Genomic DNA, 20,867 nt, shown 5'->3' with positions numbered 1-20,867 from the left:
GCCTCAGAAGACCGACAGCCCGGTGATCTCGGTGAACCGGTGCAGGGCATGGCCCCCCAGCAGCGAGTTCCCCCTCGTGTCCAGCCCGGGCGACCACACGCACAGGCTCATCACCTTCGGCACCACGGCGACGATGCCGCCGCCCACCCCGCTCTTGGCGGGAAGACCGACATGGAAGGCGAAATCGCCGGCCGCGTCGTAGGTGCCGCAGGTCAGCATGACCGCGTTGATGCGCTTGGCGCGGTCGGCGCGGGTGACCTGCGTGTCCGAAACCGGGCAGAAGCCGCCATCGGCCAGGTACAGCATGCTCCGGGCCAGGTCCACGCAGTCCATCCGCAGCGAGCACTGGGAGTAGTAGAAGTCCAGCACCGCCTCGATGTCGTTGTGGATGTTGCCGAAGCTGCGCAGGAAGTTGGCCAGCGCGGCGTTGCGGAAGCCGGTCTCCTTCTCGGACGCGAACACCTCGGGGTCGAACCCGACCCCGGGGTTCCCGGAACGTGCCCGCATGAACTCCAGCAGCACTTCGCGCGGGCGCTCGTAGTGGGACAGGATGATGTCGGCGACCACCAGCGCCCCGGCGTTGATCATCGGGTTGCGCGGGATGCCCTGCTCGAACTCCAGCTGCACCAGGGAGTTGTACGAGACGCCGGAGGGCTCCCGGCCTACGCGGTCGAACAGCTCCGCCCCGGCGACGTCGAGGGCCAGCGTGAGGCCATGGACCTTGGCGATGCTCTGGATCGAGAACGGCTCGCGCGCATCCCCAGCGCAGTGCACCTGCCCATCCAGCGTCACCAGCGCCATGCCGAAGCGGTCGATCGGGACCGAGGCCAGCTTGGGTATGTAGTCCGCGACCTCGCCTTCCCCGAAGCGTTCCCTCACCTCCCGGTTGATGGTCTCGAGGATGGCGGAGAAGTCGTGCCGTTCAAGCGCAGGGTGCAGGGAGGTCAGCGGCGGCATCAGGCCTCTCGCGGGTCGGGCGGCGTGTGGGCTGCATTGTAACGGCCGCGTCCCCGGGCGGCCGCAGGGACAGCAGCCATTCCATCCCTTCGCGGAACTCCCGGGATTGCGTCGCCCCGTCGTGCCCCTTACCGGGCACCACCACCAGTCGCTTGCAGCGCTCCGGCAGCCGTGCCCCGGCGTACAGCTCCCGGGTGAACCGCGCGGGCGTCAGTGCATCTTCGTCGCCGACCAGGAACAGCACCGGCTCGTCCAGCCGGTCCATCAGCCCGGCGTTGCCCCGGCCGCGGAGCGCCGGCGCCGGCTCCACGCCACGAATCGCAAGCCGCATCCACCACGGCTGCATGGACTGGAAGTGCCCGCCCCAGTCCTCAATGGTGGTAACCGAACTTTCCAGGACGAGCCCATCGAGCCGGTGCGCGGCCGCGACGTGTCCGGCAAGGAAGCTGCCCAGCGAATGGCCATGGACCACGAGCGGCAGGCCGCGGTCACGCGCGCGCTCGGCGGCATGGCGGTGCACGACCAGCGCGTCGTCGAGCAGCGCCTCCACGCCGGCACGTCCCCCGCTGCCGCCGTAGCCGCGGTGGTCGACCAGTACCAGGTCGACCGGCAGCCCGCGGTAGGCCTCCGCCGTCGCGGCGGCGAAGTTGCCGATCGTGTACCCGTTGCCGCCGAAGTACAGCACGGCCGCCACCGCGTCCGGACGCTCGAAGCGCAGCGCCTGCAGGCGGGTGCCGTCGGGTGCCGTGATCCACTCGCGGCGCACCTCGTGCGAGGGGAACTGCCCCGCCAGCGCCCCCACGTCCACCGCCACGCCCCGATGCGGATACAGCAGCATCGACTCGTCGATCTCGTGGGTGCAGGCACCCAGCGCGAGCACCACCAGCAGCAGTGCCGCGCGGATCACCTACCCGCGCCGGGCACTTCGGCCGCCGGCGCCTCGCTCCGCCGGCCGCGGACGGGCCCCTGCACCGGCGCGGTGATCCCCATCGAGAGGTAGACGCTGGTCAGGGTGTCCACCCCGATGGCCGCCGGTGCGACCGACTCCACCGGCACGTACAACAGCCCGCCACCGACGGGAATGGGCGCCGTGGGCACCAGGACCGCCAGGTGCCTGCGTCCCAGGATCTCCACCGGCTCGGGGTTCGGCAGCAGTCCGAGGACCTTGACCCCCGATTCGCCGAAGCTGCACCACACCGGACTCATCGCGGCGATGTCCGCCGCGTTCCCGCGGTCGCCGATCACGCCCACGAAGCGCTGCGCGACCTCGTACACGCGACCGACCAGCGGGATGCGGCGCATCGAGGCGTCCATCGCCGCCATCACCGGTCCCTTGAGCCTGGACTGGACCAGCAGCCCCAGCAGGTAGATGGCCGCCAGCACCAGCGCGGTCCCCACCAACCAGGCCAGGGCCGGGTTGCCCGCGAGCATGCCCAGCACGGACAGCGAGCGCCCCAGGGTGCTCTCCGGGCCCACGAAGCGGTTCAGGAGACCCACGACCCATGCCACCAGTCCGATCGTCAGCAGCAGGGGAAGGATGGCGAGCAGCCCGGTGAGCCAGGTGGCGAGGAAGGGGCGGAGGAGGCGCATGGAGGGAGGGGAATGGGGAATGGGGAACCGGGAACCGGAGTGTAGCGGCGGGATGTGGGGGGCGGTCCGCGGGGACCGGCATCGTCGGAGGCGCCTCGAGTACCGTGCCTGCACCGTCGGCGCACGCTCATGGACCCGTTCACGATCGGGAAGCAGGCGCCCTGACGGCCCGGATGATCTCCGCCATGAGCCGGTGGAGATCATCCCGGTGCCCGGTGCGTGCCGAGGCCTCGGTCTCGTCCGACGTCATCGCCACCGTGAGCTGCAGCGACGGCACCACGTACAGCATCTGCCCGCCGTAGCCCCAGGCGTAGCGCACCGGCTCCCCCGCCAGGTCGCGCAGGAACCAGCCATAGCCGTAGCCGTCCCCGGTAAATCTCGAGTTGGTGCGCGGCGTCCATGAGGCCTCGATCCACTCGCGCGACAGCAGCCTCTCGCCATCCGGGGTGACCCCGCCGTTGCGGTACAGCTCGCCGAAGGCCAGCAGCGAGCGCGTGCTCATCGCCATGTTGTTGCCACCCAGGTGGATGCCCTGCGGGTCGCGGTCCCAGGCGGTGATTTCGAAGCCGTCCAGTGGGCCCAGCCACTCGCGGGCCAGTTCGAGGGTGGAGCGCCCCGATTCCCGGGTCAGGATCGCCGACAGCAGGTGGGTTGACCCGGTGGAGTACAGCATCGCCCCGCCCGGCTCGTCGACGAACGGACGGCGGAGCGCGTCGCGCACCCAGTCCCGGCTGGCCACCCAGGCGCCGTAGTTGCGCCCCGAGGTTCGCTCCAGCCCGGCCTGCATGCTGAGCAGGTGGCCGATGGTGATCCGCTGCAGCCGCGGATCCGGATCTTCGGGCAGCCGGTCGCGCAACAGCGGCGCGATTGGCTGGTCCGCGCCTTCCAGCACCCCCTTGTCGATGGCGATGCCGACCAGCGCGGACATCACGGTCTTGGACGCCGACTTGATGTTGGCCGGGGAGTCCGGCGTCGCGCCCCGGTAGCCGCGGGCAGCGATGACCTCGCCTTCGTGGGCGACCACCACGGCCTTGAGCGGCTCGATCGCGCCGGCTTCCTCCAGCAGCTGCCGGACCGCCGGTCCTGGATCCGGACGCGCGTCGGCCGGTGGCGCGGCCGGCCCGGCCTCGGCGGCGGCCGGCGGATCGACGGCGGTCGGGGCGGGCGGCTGCGGTTGGCTGCAAGCGGGTGGGACCGTAAGCGCGAGGAGCAGGACCAAAAGCGGCGACTTGTTCATCCGCCCGAGACTATCGACCGCACCGCGAGGTCGACGTGGTTATACGCGACCAGCCCGCCACTTGCCGGACGCAGGGACGATCGCCCGCTGAAGATCCGGGTGACGCCGCTACCTCGCCGGCGCCCCCGCCGCCCCCGCCAGGATCCCACCATCGATGTTGAACTCCGCCCCGGTGATGTAGCCCGACTCGTCCGACGCCAGCAGGACCGCGACGGCCGCCACCTCCCCTGGCGTGCCGAACCGCGCCAGCGGCGTGTCGGCCACGAACATCTTCATGTTCGCCTCCCGCTCCTCACCGGTGCCGAGCATGGGCTCCCACATCGGCGTGAGGATCGCGGCCGGGTGGATCGAGTTGCATCGCACCTTCATGCCCTGCTGCGCGCAGTACAGCGCCACGCTCTTGGTGTGGTTGCGCACCGCGGCCTTGCTCGACGCATACGCCGCGGCGGCCGGGATGCCCACCAGCCCCGAGCGCGAGGACAGGTTGATGATCGAACCGGTGCCGGTCGCGCGCATCGCCCGGATGGCGTACTTGCACCCCAGGAACACGCCGTCGAGGTTGGTCTCGTGGACCGCACGCCAGGCCTCCAGCGTGGCGTTCTCGGGGTCGTGCGGGACCGGATCGCCCTCGAAGCCGGTAATGCCGGCGTTGTTCACGACCACGTCCAGCCGCCCGTGCTGCCGCAGGAGCGCGCCGGTGGTGTCATGCCATCCGGCTTCGTCGCGCACGTCCAAGCGGAGGAAGGCACCGGACGACCCGAGGGACGCCGCCACCCGCTCGCCACCCTCCACGTCGATGTCGGTGACGCAGACCCACGCGCCCTCCGCCGCGAAGGCCCGGGCGATCGCCTCGCCGATTCCGCGGGCCGCGCCCGTCACCAGTGTGACCTTGTCCTTGAGGCGCATGAGGGTCTCCGTTGGGCTTTCGTGCCCGGCAACCAGACGCGATCCTAACGCCTGCCCCACTAGAACCGGAGGCCTCCCCCAAACGAGGACCCTCCATGGCCACCCAACAGGAAATCGCCGGAAAGCTCTGGGACGCGCTGCAGCAGGACCGCTTCGTGATGCTCGGCCTCGACGGCGCCGACGCCGCCGTCCAGCCGCAGCCGATGACCCTGCTGATGGACGGCAACCACTCGCCGTTCTGGTTCTTCACTTCCAGCGAGACGGACCTGGCGCGGGCCGTGTCCACGGAGCAGCGCGCCATCGCCACCTTCACCAAGAAGGGCCTGGACCTGTTCGCGTCGATGCGCGGCACCCTGGTGGTCGACAACGACCAGGCGGTCATGGACCGGCTGTGGAGCCCGATGGTCGAGGCCTGGTTCGAGGGCCGAAACGACCCCCGGATCACCCTGCTGCGCCTGGACGTATCCGAGGCGCAGGTGTGGTTGAACGAAGGCCAGCTGCTGGCGGGCGTGAAGCTGATGCTGGGCATCAAGCCCACCGACCAGGACGGGCAGGACCGCGACACCGTCGACCTGGACTGACCCCGGTTCCCGGTTCCCCGTTCCCGTTTCCCGCTCTTCCCAAACAGAAGCGCCGCACCCCCAACCGGCGGTGCGGCGCTTCTTACCGGCGGACTCCGCGCCTTACCAGATCCGGACGCGATCCTCCGGCGTGATGTACAGCGGGTCGGCCTCGGTCACGTTGAACGCCTCGTACCACGCATCCATGTTGCGCAGCGGCGCGAAGGCGCGGATGTGGCCGGGCGAGTGGGTGCCGTTGACCAGCTGCTGGCGCAGGGCGTCGTCGCGCCACAGGGTGCGCCAGACCTGCGCCCAGCCCATGAACAGGCGCTGCTCGCCGCTGAAGCCGTCGATCACCGGGGCTTCCCGGCCGTCCAGCGAGCGGCGGTAGGCTTCCAGCGCGATGGTCAGGCCACCCAGGTCGCCGATGTTCTCGCCCATCGCGACGCGGCCGTTGATGTGCATGCCCGGCAGCTGCGGGAACTCGTAGGCCTCGTACTGGGCACCGAGCTTGGCCGCCTGCTCCTCGAACTTGGCCGCGTCCTCGGCGGTCCACCAGTCACGCAGCAGCCCGGCACCGTCGGACTTGCGACCCTGGTCGTCGAAGCCATGGATGATCTCGTGGCCGATCACGCCGCCGATGGCGCCGTAGTTGACCGCCGGGTCGGCATCCGGATCGAAGAACGGCGGCTGCAGGATGGCGGCCGGGAACACGATCTCATTCTTGACCGAGTTGTAGTAGGCGTTGACGGTCTGCGGGGTCATGCCCCACTCGCCCTTGTCCACCGGCTGGCCGATGCGGCCCTTGCGGTAGTCCCACTCGAACGCCATCGCACGCTCGGCGTTGCCGAACACGTCGCCGTTGGCCAGCTTCAGGGCACTGTAGTCGCGCCACTCGTCCGGGTGGCCGATCTTCAGGCCGAAGCCCTTGAGCTTGGCGTGGGCCTCGGCCTTGGTCGCCGGGCTCATCCACTCCAGGGTGTCCAGGCGCGCGCCCATGGCCGCCTTCACGTTGGCGACCAGGTCGTCCATCTTGGCCTTGGCGTCGGCCGGGAAGTACAGCTCGACGTAGTCCTCGCCGATTGCCTCGCCCATGGCCGAGGAGGCGTAGGCAACGGCGCGCTTCCAGCGCTCGCGCTGCTCCGGCTGCCCCGACAGGAACTTGCTGCGGAACTCGAACTCGGCGTTGACGAAGTCACTCGACAGCAGCGGCGCGGCGTTGTCGGTGGTGTGGAAGGCTTGCCAGGCCTTCAGGGTGTCCAGGTCGGCGTTGGCGAAGATCTTTGCGATCTTCGGCAGCGCGGTGTCCTGGCGGATCACGCCGGCGTCGGCGTAATCCACGCCCGCCGCGGCCAGGTAGGTCTGCCACGGGAAGCCCGGCGCGACGGTGTCGAGCTGGGCGAACTTCACCGGGTTGTAGGTCTTGTCGCGGTCGCGGCTCTCGGCGCGGGTCCAGTGGGCTTCGGCGATCTCCGTCTCCATCGCCATGATCTTCTGCGCGTTGCCCTGCGGATCGTCCCAGCCCGCCAGTTCGAGCATCTGCGCGATGTACTCGACGTAGCGCTCGCGCTGCGGGGCGAACTTCTCGTCCAGGTACATCTGGCGGTCGCCCAGGCCCAGGCCGGACTGGCTCAGGTACAGGGTGTAGACGTCCGGGTTGCGCTGGTCGTCGCCCACGTAGTGGCCGAAGAAGCTGCTGCCGAAGCTGGCGTTGCGCTGGCCCATCAGGCGGGCCATGTCGTCCTTGCTGGCGACGGCGCGGATGGCCTCCAGGTGCGGCTGCAGCGGCTGGGCGCCCAGCGCCTCGACCGCCTGCTCGTCCATGAAGCCCTGGTACAGGGCCGCAAGCTTGGCGGCGTTGTCCGTGCCGGCCGGATCGCCCAGCTGGTAGCCCTCCAGCAGCTGGCGCACGCGGGCCTCGGACAGGTCGCGCAGCACCAGGAACGAGCCGTACATCGACTTGTCCGACGGGATCTCGGTGTTCTCTGCCCAGGTGCCGCTGACGTAGGCGAAGAAGTCCTCGCCCGGGCGCACGCTGGGGTCCATGCCGGCGGTGTCGATGCCCCATTCACCAAAACGCTGCGCCTCGATCGGCGCGGACGCGCCACCCGCCGCGTGGTCACCGGCGTCGATCAGCGACAGGGTGTGGCAGGCCTCGTCGAGGCAGGCATCGTGGGCGAATGCCGCGGGCGCGGCGACAAGGCTGAGCGCGACGGCGGTCGCGGCGGAAAGCAGGGTCTTCTTCAAGGTGGGTCTCTCGGAGATCGGGGTGGGACTGATCCGTCCCTTCTACCCCATGGGCCCGGGCGGGGGGAGTGCCAAGGGTTGGGTCGGGCGAAGTCCCTTCTCCCGCGTCCCCTCCCTTCTCCCGCTTGCGGGAGAAGGTGCCCGAAGGGCGGATGAGGGGCTTTTGCTCTTGAGTCCCAGATCAACAGCAAAATCAGAAGCCCCTCACCCCAACCCTCTCCCGCAAGCGGGAGAGGGGGTCTGGTGCGCGGAGGCGGCTATCTACGCGGCACGTACGCCACCGCCTTCATCTCCACGAGCAGCAACGGATGCGGCAGCTGGTGCACCGCGACGGTCGTCCGCGTCGGCCCGCTCTCGTCGAAGTACTCCCCCCAGACCTCGTTGAAGCCGCCGAAGTCGTTCATGTTCACCAGGAAGCAGCCGACCTCGACCAGGTCCTCCAGCCCTGCCCCGCTGCTGGCCAGCAGGTCGCGCAGGTTCTCGATCACGGCGCGGGTCTGTTCGCGGATGTCCAGGCGGGTGACGCCCATTTCGTCGACCTCGGCGCCGGCGAAGCTGTTGTCGGGGCGGCGCGAGCTGGTGCCGGAGACGTAGAGGAAGTCGCCGGCGCGCTTGACGTGGGGGAAGCGGCCGCGCGGGCGGGCCTTGCCCGCCACTACCTGGGCTTGCGTGTCCATCGGTCCTGGGTGCTCCTGTTGCTCAGCCATCGCCGAGCTTGATGCAGACGTTGCGGGTCTGGGAATAGAAGTCGAGCGAGTGCCGGCCACCCTCGCGGCCGATGCCGGACAGGCGGGTGCCGCCGAAGGGGGTGCGCAGGTCGCGCAGGTACCAGGTGTTGATCCACAGCAGCCCCACGTCGACGCGGCCCGCTACCCGGTGTGCGCGCTCCAGGCTGCCGGTCCAGACCGAGGCGGCGAGTCCGTAGGCGCTGTCGTTGGCGAGCGCGACCGCCTCGTCCTCGGTGTCGAAAGGCATGACGTGGCAGATCGGTCCGAACACCTCCTCGTGCAGGCAGCGCGCGGACTGCGGCAGGCCGGTCCAGATGGTGGGCTCGACGAAGAAGCCGCCCGCGGCGGCGCCCTCCAGTTCCGGCACCCCGCCGCCGGTCACGACCTGCGCACCCTCCTCCCGCGCCAGGTCGAAGTACGACAGCACCTTGCGCCGGTGCACGGCCGAGATCAGCGGGCCCAGCGTGGTCTGCGCATCGTGGGGGTCGCCCGGCCGCAGTGCGCGCGCCTTCCCCGCCAGCGCCTCGACGAAGCGGTCGAAGATGCCTCGCTGCACGTAGACACGCTCGGTGCACAGGCACACCTGCCCCGTGTTCATGAAGCTGGCCCGGGCGATCCCGTCGACGGCCTTGTCGAAGTCGCAGTCGTCGAACACCAGCGCGGCGTTCTTGCCGCCCAGCTCGAAGGACACCGGGCGCACGCCCTCGGCGGCCTGGCGCATGATCGTGGCCCCGGTGCGCGACTCGCCGGTGAAGGTGATGCCATTGATGTCCGGATGGGTGACGATCGCCTCGCCCGCGGATCCCGGCCCGAAGCCGTGGACCAGGTTGAAGACCCCCGCCGGCACGCCCGCCTCGTCCATCACCTCGGCCAGCAGCGTCGCAGTGGCCGGGGTCTCCTCCGACGGCTTGGCCACCACGGCGTTTCCGCAGGCCAGCGCCGGCGCCAGCTTCCAGGTCAGCAGCAGCAGGGGCAGGTTCCACGGCGCGATGACCCCGACCACGCCCAGCGGCCGGCGGATCGAGTAGTTGAGCGCCCCGGTGCCGTCCGCCGTCGCGCTCTCGTACATCTCGCCCCCGTGTACCCGGATCATGCCGGCGAAGGCACGGAAGTTCGCCGCGCCGCGAGGGATGTCGACGCTGGACGCGAGCGCCACCGGCTTGCCGGTGTCCTCGACCTCCGCGGCGATGAAGTCATCGGCGCGGAGGTCGATCAGCGCCGCGATGCGGTCCAGCACCGCGGCGCGGTCCTCCGCGGTGGTACGGCCCCATTCGCCGGCCAGCGCCGCGTGGCCCGCGCGCACCGCCTCGTCGACCAGCGCGGCATCGGCCTCGTGCACCTGCGCGGCCACCTCGCCGGTCGCCGGATTGACGTCATCGAAGGTGTTGCCGGTGGCCACGAAGCGGCCACCGACGTAATTCCTGTACTGCCTGGCTGTCATCCCGCTGTTCCGTGCCGCCCCGGGGGCGCTGCCGCTACCTTATCGGCCGCGGCCGGGAGCGTCATTCCCCGGGGGCCTCCCGGCTCCGCAGCCAGTTGTGCGCCCGGGTGGCGGCCAGCGCGCCATGCCCCATCGCCACGCTGATCTGGTCGAGCCCCTCGGCGATGTCGCCCGCGCAGTAGAGCCCCGGCACCGGCGTACCCAGTGGCGAATCGGCGGCGGTCGTACCGTCCCCGCCCAGTTCCAGCCCCAGCATCACCGCAAGTTCGGTGCGCTGGCGTACGCCCAGCGCCGGGTATACGACGTCGAAGCGGAGCGGCTGATCGTCCCCGTCCAGCTGCACGCGGTACCCGTCCTCACCCGGGGCGTGGTGCGCCACCGGACGGTCCACCACGCGGATGCCGGCCTGCTGCAGGCGCGTGCGGTCCTTCGCGGTGACCTCGCTGTTGTGGAGCGGCACCAGGGTGATGTCGGCGGAGAACCGCCGCAGGAACAGGGCCTCCCTGGCCCCGTGCCCGTCCGCGCCGATGACGCCGATGCAGCGGTCGATCTGCTCGTGTCCGTCGCAGATCGGGCAGTAGCGCAACACGCCGGCACGCAGCGCCGCCTCGTGCACCCCTTCTTCGAGCGGGGGCTGCTGCAGGTACAGGCCGGTGGCCAGGATGAGGCTCGCCGCATGCAGCTGCTCGCGGGTGTCGGCCAGGGTCAGCACGAAGCCCTCGTCCCCGCGGCGCGCCTGCACGACCTCCGCCTCCCGCATTCCGGCGCCGTACTCCACGGCGTGGCGCCGCATCCGGTCGACCAGCCCCGGGCCCTCGACGCCGTCCGGGAACCCCGGCACGTTGCGCGTCACCGGGATGCGCAGCGCACGCGAACGCCCGTCATGGACGACCAGCACGCGCCGACGGAAGCGGGCCATGTACAGGGCCGCCGACAGCCCGGCCGGCCCGGCGCCGACGATCACGCACTCCCACTGTTCCGCCATGCCCGCGCTCCCACGAAGGAAGCCGGCAGCCTAGGGCCGGCGGCGTGTACGCCTGCTCAGCGCGCGTGCGCCCGCCGCCGGGCGGCGTAGGATGGAGTCGCCGATCCACAGCCCCGGGAGCGCCCCACCATGAATGCCCTGAAATCCACCCTGCTTGGCCTGGCCTTCCTGCTCGCCACCGCCTGCTCGCAGCCTGCCCTCGCCACGCTGCAGCCCGGCGACGCCGCCCCGGACTTCTCCGCCGATGGCTGGCTTGCCGGCGAGCCGTTCGAGTTCAACCTCGCCCGGGCGCTGGAGGACGGCCCAGTGGTGCTGTACTTCTTCCCCGCCGCCAACACGCCCGGCTGCAACCTGGAGGCCTCGCTGTTCTCCCAGGCGATCGACCGCTTCAGGGAGCACGGCGCCACCGTCATCGGCGTGACCGCCGGCAACACCGACCAGCTGCGCGAGTTCTCCAGCGACACCGCGACCTGCGCCGGCAAGTTCCCCGTCGCCGCCGACGAGGACGCCCGCATCGCCGCCGACTACGACGCGGTGATGGAGGGGCGCGACATGTCCAGCCGCACCTCCTACGTGATCGGCCGCGATGGCCGCATCGTCGCGGTGCACTCGGACGGCAACCCCGCCGGGCACGTCAAGGCGATGCTCGACGCGCTGGCGCCCTGACGCCGCGACCCCGGCAGGCTCAGCCGGGGGAGCGCAGCACCATGCGGTGGATCTCGCCGGGGTGCCACAGCCGCATCCGCGGTCCCCAGCTGCCGGCGCCGTGGCTGATGAGCAGGGTCATGCCGCCGACCTGGTGCTCCCCGACCACCGGCGGGAACTGCCGCGCCACCAGATGGCCGAAGGGCCAGATCTGCCCGCCGTGGGTGTGCCCGGCGAGCATCAGGTCCACGCCCTTCTCCGCGGCACGCTCCACCAGCCCGGGGGCGGGTGTGTGCGAGAGCAGGATCGAGGCCCCCGGCGGGCGGCGGTCGAGCACTTCGCCCAGTCCCGCCGCGTAGTCGCCGCCCTGCCGCATCCAGCGACCGATGTCGTCGATGCCGCTGAGCACCAATCCAGGTGCCAGCTCGACGCTGCCGTCCCGCAACCAGCGCACCCCGCCGGCCTCGAACTCCGCCAGCGTCGCCGCCAGGTCGCCATGGAAGTCATGGTTGCCGGTCACCGCCCAGGTCCCGAGCGGCGCCCGGATGCCGCCCAGCGCGGCGGGCAGCCGGTCCTCCCCGGTCGGCCGGCCCTCAACCTGGTCGCCCACCATCACCACCACGTCCGGCGACAGCGCATTCACCTGCTCCACCCGCCCGGCCATCCAGCGCGCGCCCCGCTGCGCACCCAGGTGCAGGTCGGTCATCGCCACCAGCACGGTGCCGTCCAGCTCCGCAGGCAACGCCTCCAGCACCACCTCGTGCGTGCTCACCACCGGTGCGCGCGCCGCCTGGAAGATGGCGAAGGCGCACAGCAGGACCCCGCCGACCGCGGCGATCCCCAGTGCAGTGGAAGCCACCCTGCGGCGCACCCACCAGCCGAAGCCCGTCAGCAGGTCGGCCAGCAGCAGGCACATCGTCATCAGGAAGGTGATGCCCAGCCACATCATGGCGAACTGGCCGGGCCACCAGCGCCAGTCCAGCTCCTCGTCGCCGATCCGTACACCCGCCAGGTACAGCACCCAGAGCACGATCACGCCCACCCACCACGCACGTGCACCCACGCGCCGCCGCAGCGGCTCCACCCGGCGCAGGCGGGCGGCGACGTAGAAGTGGAACAGGGAACCGACGACGTTGAGGATGAGCGAGAACATCACGGCTTCCGCACAGGAGTCGGCGCGCACCGTACCGCGACTTCGTGTTACACAGGTTGCCGGTAACCGGAACCGACACATGCGAGAACCGGGGGGGCGACTCCACGCCGACGGAAAACCGCGGCTTCGGCCCTGGGTGATGGCGCCCTGCAAGACCGGGTGGGCGCTCGCCCTGCTGGTGCTGCTGCACGCGTTGCCGGCACTGCACGCCAGTCCCGCGCCGAGGGACACGCTGGTGGTGGGCGGCGACGCCGGGTACGCGCCGTTCCAGATGCTCGACGACGATGGCCAGGCCAGCGGCTTCGACGTCGAGCTCCTCCGCCTGCTGGCCCGCGACCTGGGCATGGATGTCCGCTTCGAGCTGGGCGGCTGGGACGAGGCACTGGCCCGCCTGGAGCGCCACGAAGTGGATGTCGTCCCGATGTTCACCTCGGACCGGCGTGGCAGCCGGTTCCTGTTCACCCGCCCCTACCTGCTGCGCTACCACGGCGTGTTCGGCCGCGAGGGCAGGCCCGAAGTCGCGCGGCTCGATGCGCTGCACCCGTACACGGTCGCCGTGCAGGACCACGGCCGCGCGTGGGAGGCGCTGGAACAGCTCGAGCCGGGGCCCGGCCTGGTGCTGGTGCGGACCGAGCCGCAGGCGCTGCGCGCAGTCGCCCAAGGCAAGGCGGACTACGCCCTCGTGCCCACCGGGGTGGGCCTGCACACGATCAATCGCGAACGCCTTCGTGGCCTGGTCCCGCTGGGCCCGCCACTGCTGGAGCAGACCTACGCGCTCGCGGTGCGCAGCGACCGGCCGGAACTGGCGCAGGCACTGGACGAAGCGCTGGTGCGCGTGCGCGACTCCGGGGCGCAGGACCGGCTCTACAGGCACTGGCTCGGCCAGATCGGCGCAGCGCGCGAACCGGGCAACCGGCTGGCGTGGGCCTGGTGGCTCCTGCCGGTGGCGCTGCTGGGCGCGGGGTTTGCCTGGATGCGCCACAGGCGGCGGCCGCCGGACCCGTCAAGCGCCTCGCGCCTGCTCGTGGACCTGCGCCTCGCGATCGCCAACGGCTCGCTGGGGTACGCGGTGCAGCCCAAGCAGGACCTGAGGACGGGACTGTGGACCGGCGGCGAGATGCTGGTGCGCTGGAACCACCCCGAGCGCGGGCCGCTGGCCCCGGGCGACTTCCTTCCGCTGGCCGAGTTCCATGGCGAGATGGGCGCCCTGGACCTGTACATGATCCGGCGCGCCATGGAGCAGTTGCAGGCCTGGCCGGCAATGGACCCGCAGCCGACGCTGTCGGTGAACATCGGCGCCAACGACCTCGCCGACCGGGCGCTGGTCGACCGGATCATCGAGCTGACGGGCGACCGCGGCCACGCCCTGATCCTCGAGGTCACGGAGACCGACATCATGCACGCGCCCGACCTGGTCGCCGACGCCCTGCCGCGGCTGCGCCGGCACGGGATCCGCATCTCGCTGGATGACTTCGGGACCGGGCACTCCTCATTGACCCACCTGCGCCGGCTCGCCCCCGAGGAAATCAAGATCGACCGCAGCTTCGTCACCACGGCGCTGGAGTCCTCCTCGGACCGGGCGATCCTGCGCGCGACCATCCACCTTGCCCACGAGGTGGGCGCGGTGGTCACCGCCGAGGGAATCGAGGACGAGGAGACGTTGCGCTGGCTGCGCGAGGCAGGCTGCGACATCGCCCAGGGCTTTGGTGTCTGCCGCCCCATCCCGCCGGAGGAGTTCGCGTCGATGCTCCGCGCCCAGGGGAGCGCCCCCCCGGACGCGTAGCGGGTGGGTCAGGCGCCTTCCTGCGCCAGCGCGTAGTCGAGGGCGGCGCGCACCGCGGCCACCTGCGCGTCGTTGCACTGTCGTGGCGTGGCCTTCGGGCTGTCCGGGTAGACCTCGGTGGTGGTCACGTAGGGCGCATCGGTGACGCTCGCGCACAGGCCCAGCTTGCGCAGCGGGTAGTTGATGACCCCCGGCTGGGCGGGGACCTCGCCGATGATCCGGCCGGCGGAGTCCGGCGGCGCGATGTGGGTGACCTTCGCGACCGCGTCGATGATGGCCTTCTGGAACCCGGGCTGCGGCTTCTCCGAATCCCCCACCAAGTAGAACCCGTCGGGGATCGTGCCCGGCTCGAAAGCCTTGCCGTCCCGCGCCGCCAGCGCCGGCCGGAACTCCGATTCATCGGTATCGGTGGTCTCGTGCAGGTCGATGTGCACCAGGATCCGGCCGCGCAGCGATGCGACCAGCTCCATCAGCGCCGCCGACTCGCCGGCCGGGCTGCCGGGCACGAAGGACCGGTTGGGATCGACTGCATGCGCGTTCCACCGGTGGATCCGCTCGTAGCCCCACGGGCTGACCGCCGGCACGACCACCAGGTTCACCCTGCCCTCGTAGTCGGCCGCGTCGTCGCGGGCGAACTGCAGTGCGCCGTGCACGCCGCTGGTTTCGTACCCGTGGACGCCGCCCGTCACAAGCGCAGCGGGCAGCTCGGGGCGCCACTCGCGGCTGCGCAGCGCATACAGAGGGAATGACTCGCCGTGGTACTCGAGCTGGCCGTACTGGTGCACATCGAAACGGTCGCGGAGCGCGTCGACGGCCTTCACCACGTCCTCGAGGTAGCTGCGCCGGCGCGACTGCTGCGCCAGCCATTCGGCTTTCTCCGCGTCGCCCCAGGGGGTGCCGGGGGTGCCGATGGGGTGGAAGCGTTCGGAAATCATGTAGCGGCCCTGCGTTGGATCGCCCCTGATGATGCCCCACCCGCCCCGCCGGCGGCCTGCCGTCTTCACGCTGCGCACGGGTCGGGGGACGAATCATGTGCCCCGGATGTCCAAACGGAGTAGCCATGAACATCAAGATCACCCTGCTTACCGCGTCCTGCGCGCTGGCCCTCGCCGCCTGTGGCGGAAACGACGCGCCACCCCCGCAGGACACCACCGCGACCCCGGCCACGGCGCCCGCGACCACGCCGGGCACGGCGCCGGGCACCGCCGCGGGTGGCATGGACACCGGTACGGACGCGGCCACGGCGGGCACCACCACGCCGGGCACGACTCCCGCCGGCACCACGGACGCGGGCGCCACTGGCGCGGCCTCCGGAGCCGCCACCACGACCGCCGGCGATGCGGCCGAGGTCACGGGCTGCGAGACCACGATCGAGGGCAACGACGCGATGCAGTTCAACGTCAACTCGATCACGATCCCCGCTTCGTGCAACGAGTTCACCATCAACCTTGAGCACACCGGCCAGCTGCCGGAGGCCGCGATGGGCCACAACGTGGTGATCACCTCCGAGTCCGACATGCAGGCGGTCGCCGCCGACGGCCTGTCCGCTGGCGCGGACAACGAGTACGTTCCGCAGGACGACGACCGGGTCCTCGCCTTTACCGACATCATCGGCGGCGGCGAGAGCACCTCGGTCACCTTCTCCACCAGCGCCATGCAGGACGGGGGCAATTACATGTTCTTCTGCAGCTTCCCGGGCCACTCTGCGCTCATGAAGGGCACCATCTCGGTCGGGTGATTCCCGCCCCTGGCGCGCCTCCGGGCGCGTCCGCTTCCGGCGCGCCCTGGCGGAACCCCGTCAGGGCGCGCGCGGGTTGAGCTTGCGCCGGCCGATCCGCCCGCCCAGCGTGATCACCGCCACGCCCGACAGGATCACCACCATGCCGGTGATGTCGAAGGGTCCCACGGACTCGCCCGCGAGCAGCACCCCGAACAGCACCGCCACCGGCGGGTTCACGTACGCGTAGCTCGTGGCCACCGCGGGCCGCGCATGCTTGAGCACGTACAGATAGGCGCTGAAGGCAAGGATGGAGCCGAACAGGGCCAGGTAGGCCAGCGACAGGGTCGCCTTGAGCGTGGGTTCGGCCGGCAGCCGCTCGCCGCTGGCCAGGCCCACCAGCAGCAGTGCCACCGAGGCGCAAAGCATCTGCGCGGCGGTGTTCATCGGCCCCGCGGGCATTTCCTGGCGCCGGCTCCATACCGAACCGAACGCCCAGGCCGCCGCGGCGACGAGCAGCGCGATCGCGCCGATCCGTTCCCCGGACAGGCCGCTGCCGAGGTTGAGCACGACCACCCCGGCAAAGCCGACCATCAGGCCGATCGCTTCGCGTCCCGACGGCCAGTTTCCGTAGAGCCCGCCGAACGCCGCCGCGAACAGCGGCATGCTTGAGACCGCGACCGCCGCGATCCCGGAACTCACCCGCTCCTCGGCGAAGCACACCAGCCCGTTGCCCATGCCCAGCAGCAGCAATCCGGTAATCGCGGCATTGCGCCACTGCAGCCGCGTCGGCGGCGCGATCCCCCGCCAGCACAGGAAGCCATACATCAGCACCCCGGCCGCCGAGAACCGCAACCCCGCCAGCAGGAACGGCGGATAGCTCTCAAGCGCGAACGCGATCCCGAGGTAGGTCGACCCCCACACCAGGTACAACACGAGCATGCACAGCGGGATCAGCACCCGTGGATCGAGCTGCGGCGCGGCGGGCGCCAGTGAGGGTGAGGGCTGCATCAGGGGAGGCTGCGGGACGGTGTCGCATTATCCGCCCCGCGCTCCCCGCCGTCTCCCCTCAGTGCCGCGTAGCCACCTGCTCCCGCCCCATCCCCCGCTGCATCTCCGCCCGCGCCGCCGCGACCGCCTTCATGCCCTCGTCCGACGCCTTCCAGGCCTCGTACTGCTCGTCGAGCTCGGCGCGCTCCTCGGCGGTGAACAGCTCGCGCGCCATCTTGAACATGGTCTTTTCCTCTTCCTTGGCGTGGTGCTCGATCATCTCCCCGAAGACCTTCACCCGGCCGGCGAACTCCGGCGTCTCCACGTCGGCGGCCTTCACCTCGGGGATCACCGTGTGCTCCACCGCGTGGTGCTCCGTCACCGCCTCGGCGTGGGTCTTCAGCCCGTCGCGGTCGGCACGCTTCTTGAACTCGGGATAGAAGACCTGCTCTTCCCACTTCGCGTGCGGCATCAGGTTGGCCTCGATGCGCTCCAGCAGGTCGGTGCGGGTCTTGCGCGCCCGGTCCGTCGTGCCGTTGATCTCCTCGAACAGCTTGCGCAGGGCGTCGTGTTCTTCCTTCAGGGTCTTGAGAATGTCGCGGGCCATGGGATAAAGCCTCTGGTGCAAAGGGGGAGACGGCACTATCGCCCGCCCCGCGTGAGCGGCCCGTGGCGCCGCGTTGGCAGTTCCCGCCCGTTTCCTGCGTGTACTGGAGCGTCCGAAGGAGAGACCACCGATGAGAGCAATGCTGATCCCCGCCCTCCTGCTCGCCGCGCTCACCGCCTGCGGGGACGAGCCCGGGCAGGACGCGGCCGCCGCGCCGGCCGGTGCGGCTGTGGCGCCCGCGGGGCCATCCGCCGGCACTGCCAGCCGCTACGAGGCGATCGAACTCACCGACGAGCTCCTGGAGGCCTGGGCGCGCGGCCTGCGCAAGGAGGCCGAAATCGTGCGCCGTCCCGGACGGGGCGCGCACTACGGCGTCATGGTCTCCGAGCATGGCGACGAAGGCCCCGAGGTGCTGGAGGCCGCCGGCATCCCGGCCGCGGACTACAACGCCGTCGCCCGCACCGTTGGCCCGGTGTTCCACATCCTCAACTCGCAGGGAAAGCTGGGGCGCCAGTTCGTGTCCATGGACCTGGAGCGCCTCGACGACGAGCAGCGGCGCAGGTACACGGGCGACCCCTTCGAGGACCTCAGCCCCCGCTCGGCCGAGGTCCTGCGCCGGCACATGGACCGGCTCGCGCCGCTGTGGCACGAGGCGGTCGCGATCACCGCGCAGCACGGCTGACGCCTCGCGCCGGCACGCCGGAGCGGCCTTCGCGCCGCATCCGGCAAACCCGCCCGCATTACCAACGGCCGGCGCTCCCCCGCCCCCCGCCCGCTACATTCGTCCTGATACGACCGCGCCCTCCCGGCGCGACGGGGACGGTGATGTTCAAGCGTTGTGCTTTGGTGTTGTGCCTGGCTTCCAGTGGCGTGGTGATGGCCCAGGAGCCGGTGGACCTGGACATGGTCAGCAAGATCCGGCAGGAGGCGTTCCACCGCTCGCAGGTGATGGACACCTTCAGCCACCTGACGGAGAACATCGGCGCGCGCCTGACCAACTCCCCGCAGATGGCGGAGGCGAACGCCTGGACCCGCGGCAAGTTCAACGAGTGGGGCCTGGCCAACGTCCACGACGATGCTTTCGAGGACTTCGGCCGCGGCTGGGAGTTCAGCACCGCCAGCGTGGAAATGCTCAGCGAGCGCGTGCAGCCCCTGCATGCGCTCCCGAAGGCCTGGACACCCGGCACCAGCGGCCCGGTCGAGGGCGAGCTGGTGCACGTGGAGATCAAGAAGCTCGAGGACATCGAGAAGTACCGCGGCAAGCTCGGCGGCAAGATCCTGCTGCTGGGCGAGGCGCGCGAGTACAAGCGCGGCGAGGAGCCGGACTCGCACCGCCACGACGCCACCTCGCTGGAGGGCCTGCAGCAGTTCACGATCCCCGGCTCCGCCGCCGCGGACCGGGCCAAGCGGGTCAAGGACTACAGCGAACGGCAGGAGCTCGCGCGTGCCGTCAACACCTTCTTCGCCGAGGAAGGCGCACTGGCCTCGATCAGCATCAGCAGCTGGGACAATGGGATCATCCGCGTCGCCGGCGGCGGCTCGCGCAAGGCCGGCGAGCCGGTCGGCATCCCCGAGCTGGCGATGATCGCCGAGCACTTCAATCCGCTGGTGCGTGCCCTGGAGCGCGAGGACACCGTGCGCCTGCGCGTCAACGTGGACGCGCGCTTCCTGCACGAGGAGAACCAGCCCGGCTACAACACCATCGCCGAGATCCCGGGCCGCGGCCGCAAGGCCAACGAGATCGTCATGCTCGGCGCGCACATGGACTCCTGGCACACCGGGACCGGCGCGGCCGACAACGCCGCTGGCGTGGCGGTGATGATGGAGGCCATGCGCATCCTCAAGGCCGTTGGCGCCCAGCCCGACCGCACGATCCGCGTCGCGCTGTGGAGCGGCGAGGAGCAGGGACTCATCGGCTCGCAGGACTACGTGGCGCGCCACTTCGCCGCCTACCCCGAGCCGACCGACCCGGCGCAGAAGGCACTGCCCGCCTCGCTGCGCGAGCCGACCGGGCCGCTGCAGAAGAAGCCGGACTACGACCGCTTCTCGGTCTACTTCAACATGGACAACGGCTCCGGCCGCTTCCGGGGCATCTACGCCCAGGAGAACCTGGCGGCGATGCCGGTCTTCGAGGCCTGGCTCAAGCCGTTCCATGACGTGGGCGCGACCACCGTGGCCACCCGCAACACCGGCAGCACCGACCACATCGCCTTCGACCGCGTCGGCCTTCCCGGCTTCCAGTTCATCCAGGACCGGCTGGACTACTTCACCAACGTCCACCACACCCACCTGGACACCTGGGACCACATCGAGCCCGAGGACCTGAAGCAGGCCGCGGCGATCGTCGCCTCGTTCGCCTGGCACGCCGCTACGCGCGAGGAGAAGATGCCCCGCAAGCGCCTGCTGGAACAGGACTGAGGGTCCGCCCGCTGCAGAAGCGGCGGCGGCGCCCGTCCAGCGGATCGTCGAACTCCAGCGCGCGGGCAAGCAGCTGCAGCGGACGGGCATGGTCGTCCGGGCCCGGGTCGCGCAGGTCGGGATACAGGGGGTCGCCCTCGATGGGCGCCCCCAGCGTGGCCATGTGCACCCGCAGCTGGTGCTTGCGCCCGGTGACCGGTTCGAGCCGGTAGCACCACGGCCCGGGTCCGCGCGCGACGACCTCGATCCGGGTTTCGCTGTTGGGCTCGCCCGCCGCCTCGCGCATGCGGAAGAAAGGCTCGCCGCGCTCCAGCCTGCTGCGGTAGACGCGCGGAAATTCCAGCGCCGGCAGCGGCGGGGCCAACGCCAGGTATTCCTTTCCGATGCGACGCTCGCGGAACAGCGCCTGGTACGCCCCGCGGCTCTCGCGGCTGGCCGAGAACAGCACCAGGCCCGCCGTCAGCCGGTCGATGCGGTGCAGCGGCACCAGGTCGGGATTGCCGAGCCTGCGCACCAGCCGCCCCAGCAGCGTCTCGCGCACGAAGGCACCGGTCGGCGCGACCGGCAGGAAGTGCGGCTTGTCGGCGACGACGAGGTGCCGGTCGACGTGGAGCACCCGCTCCTCGAACGGGATCCGCGGCTCGTCCGCAACCTCTCGAAAGTACTGGATCTCCGCTCCCGCGCGGTACGGCGCGTCGGCGTCGAGCGGCTTTCCCCCGGCGTCCAGCACCCGTCCGCGTGCGAAGCGCTCCCGCCACGTGGCGCGGTCCACCCGCGGAAAGCGCTCGCACAGCGCATCAAGCACCGTGGGCCAGTCACCCGGCGGCAGCTGCAGCCGGCTGGCGGCCACACCGTCGCGGGTCGGGCGTGGTTCGTTCACGCGGGCAGCTTAGCGGGTCGTGC

General features: G+C 70.8%; 20 protein-coding genes. 6 read left to right on the top strand and 14 right to left on the bottom strand.

Features of this window, described 5'->3' with window-relative positions:
* Positions 1–3 precede the first annotated feature (3 nt).
* The 5 genes from G545_RS0100730 to G545_RS0100710 all read right to left on the bottom strand — a co-directional run bounded on the left by G545_RS0100730 (position 4) and on the right by G545_RS0100710 (position 4,690).
* A complete protein-coding gene (locus tag G545_RS0100730; RefSeq protein WP_052106895.1) occupies positions 4–957 on the bottom strand; it encodes a glutaminase in 954 nt (317 codons plus the stop codon).
* The gene (locus G545_RS14850) at positions 923–1,864 is read right to left on the bottom strand and encodes an alpha/beta hydrolase (RefSeq protein ID WP_027068720.1); all 942 of its coding nucleotides are present in this window, start codon (positions 1,862–1,864) and stop codon (positions 923–925) included. Before G545_RS14850 ends, G545_RS0100730 begins: the two co-directional genes overlap by 35 nt.
* Positions 1,861–2,547, bottom strand: a complete 687-nt coding sequence (locus tag G545_RS0100720) for a DUF502 domain-containing protein (protein WP_027068719.1) — start codon at positions 2,545–2,547, stop codon at positions 1,861–1,863. The genes G545_RS14850 and G545_RS0100720 overlap by 4 nt, the downstream gene beginning before the upstream one ends.
* Before the next feature lie 139 nt (positions 2,548–2,686).
* Positions 2,687–3,784: a serine hydrolase domain-containing protein gene (locus G545_RS0100715; RefSeq protein ID WP_027068718.1), complete on the bottom strand. Its 1,098-nt coding sequence runs from the start codon at positions 3,782–3,784 to the stop codon at positions 2,687–2,689.
* 108 nt (positions 3,785–3,892) lie between these two features.
* A complete protein-coding gene (locus tag G545_RS0100710) occupies positions 3,893–4,690 on the bottom strand; it encodes a glucose 1-dehydrogenase (RefSeq protein WP_036137049.1) in 798 nt (265 codons plus the stop codon).
* A 95-nt stretch (positions 4,691–4,785) separates the two neighbouring features.
* On the opposite strand from G545_RS0100710, the gene G545_RS0100705 reads away from it, so the two are divergent.
* Entirely contained in the window at positions 4,786–5,271 is a 486-nt protein-coding gene (locus tag G545_RS0100705) for a pyridoxamine 5'-phosphate oxidase family protein (RefSeq protein WP_027068716.1), read from the top strand.
* Between the two features lie 102 nt (positions 5,272–5,373).
* Here the strand turns inward: G545_RS0100705 and G545_RS0100700 are convergent, their stop codons facing one another.
* The 4 genes from G545_RS0100700 to G545_RS0100685 form a co-directional block, all read right to left on the bottom strand.
* The gene (locus G545_RS0100700) at positions 5,374–7,497 is read right to left on the bottom strand and encodes a M13 family metallopeptidase (RefSeq protein ID WP_027068715.1); all 2,124 of its coding nucleotides are present in this window, start codon (positions 7,495–7,497) and stop codon (positions 5,374–5,376) included.
* Positions 7,498–7,754: 257 nt separating this feature from the next.
* Positions 7,755–8,174, bottom strand: coding sequence for a RidA family protein (locus G545_RS0100695; RefSeq protein WP_027068714.1), 420 nt, complete (start codon positions 8,172–8,174; stop codon positions 7,755–7,757).
* A 22-nt stretch (positions 8,175–8,196) separates the two neighbouring features.
* Positions 8,197–9,666, bottom strand: coding sequence for a 2-hydroxymuconic semialdehyde dehydrogenase (locus tag G545_RS0100690; RefSeq protein ID WP_027068713.1), 1,470 nt, complete (start codon positions 9,664–9,666; stop codon positions 8,197–8,199).
* A gap of 61 nt (positions 9,667–9,727) precedes the next feature.
* Positions 9,728–10,651, bottom strand: a complete 924-nt coding sequence (locus tag G545_RS0100685) for an NAD(P)/FAD-dependent oxidoreductase (RefSeq protein WP_027068712.1) — start codon at positions 10,649–10,651, stop codon at positions 9,728–9,730.
* A 129-nt stretch (positions 10,652–10,780) separates the two neighbouring features.
* On the opposite strand from G545_RS0100685, the gene G545_RS0100680 reads away from it, so the two are divergent.
* The gene (locus tag G545_RS0100680; protein WP_154656471.1) at positions 10,781–11,317 is read left to right on the top strand and encodes a peroxiredoxin; all 537 of its coding nucleotides are present in this window, start codon (positions 10,781–10,783) and stop codon (positions 11,315–11,317) included.
* A 19-nt stretch (positions 11,318–11,336) separates the two neighbouring features.
* Here the strand turns inward: G545_RS0100680 and G545_RS0100675 are convergent, their stop codons facing one another.
* Positions 11,337–12,449: a metallophosphoesterase gene (locus G545_RS0100675; RefSeq protein ID WP_027068710.1), complete on the bottom strand. Its 1,113-nt coding sequence runs from the start codon at positions 12,447–12,449 to the stop codon at positions 11,337–11,339.
* Between the two features lie 139 nt (positions 12,450–12,588).
* On the opposite strand from G545_RS0100675, the gene G545_RS14845 reads away from it, so the two are divergent.
* Complete coding sequence (locus tag G545_RS14845; RefSeq protein ID WP_052106750.1) at positions 12,589–14,232, top strand: EAL domain-containing protein; 1,644 nt, start codon at positions 12,589–12,591, stop codon at positions 14,230–14,232.
* A gap of 8 nt (positions 14,233–14,240) precedes the next feature.
* Here G545_RS14845 and G545_RS0100665 read toward each other — a convergent pair whose 3' ends face one another.
* Positions 14,241–15,167, bottom strand: coding sequence for a M14 family metallopeptidase (locus G545_RS0100665; RefSeq protein ID WP_027068709.1), 927 nt, complete (start codon positions 15,165–15,167; stop codon positions 14,241–14,243).
* Between the two features lie 125 nt (positions 15,168–15,292).
* Here G545_RS0100665 and azu point away from each other — a divergent pair, with 125 nt between their 5' ends.
* Complete coding sequence (azu, locus tag G545_RS16010) at positions 15,293–15,970, top strand: azurin (RefSeq protein WP_027068708.1); 678 nt, start codon at positions 15,293–15,295, stop codon at positions 15,968–15,970.
* A 60-nt stretch (positions 15,971–16,030) separates the two neighbouring features.
* Here the strand turns inward: azu and yedA are convergent, their stop codons facing one another.
* Entirely contained in the window at positions 16,031–16,960 is a 930-nt protein-coding gene (gene yedA / locus G545_RS13020; protein ID WP_036135876.1) for a drug/metabolite exporter YedA, read from the bottom strand.
* A 58-nt stretch (positions 16,961–17,018) separates the two neighbouring features.
* The gene (locus G545_RS0100650; RefSeq protein WP_027068707.1) at positions 17,019–17,546 is read right to left on the bottom strand and encodes a hemerythrin domain-containing protein; all 528 of its coding nucleotides are present in this window, start codon (positions 17,544–17,546) and stop codon (positions 17,019–17,021) included.
* Between the two features lie 130 nt (positions 17,547–17,676).
* On the opposite strand from G545_RS0100650, the gene G545_RS15520 reads away from it, so the two are divergent.
* Positions 17,677–18,228, top strand: a complete 552-nt coding sequence (locus G545_RS15520) for a hypothetical protein (RefSeq protein WP_154656470.1) — start codon at positions 17,677–17,679, stop codon at positions 18,226–18,228.
* A gap of 143 nt (positions 18,229–18,371) precedes the next feature.
* Positions 18,372–19,964 (top strand): M28 family metallopeptidase, encoded by a 1,593-nt coding sequence (locus G545_RS0100640; RefSeq protein ID WP_052106506.1) that lies wholly within the window; start codon positions 18,372–18,374, stop codon positions 19,962–19,964.
* Here G545_RS0100640 and G545_RS13015 read toward each other — a convergent pair.
* The gene (locus tag G545_RS13015) at positions 19,915–20,844 is read right to left on the bottom strand and encodes a pseudouridine synthase (RefSeq protein ID WP_036135878.1); all 930 of its coding nucleotides are present in this window, start codon (positions 20,842–20,844) and stop codon (positions 19,915–19,917) included. The two genes, G545_RS0100640 and G545_RS13015, sit on opposite strands and share 50 nt — an antisense overlap.
* Positions 20,845–20,867: the final 23 nt, after the last annotated feature.

It is taken from the genome of Lysobacter defluvii IMMIB APB-9 = DSM 18482, assembly GCF_000423325.1.
GTDB classification, from domain to species: Bacteria; Pseudomonadota; Gammaproteobacteria; order Xanthomonadales; family Xanthomonadaceae; genus Novilysobacter; species Novilysobacter defluvii.
Note: the sequence above shows the minus strand (reverse complement) of the source record. Positions and strands in the feature narration are given on the sequence as shown.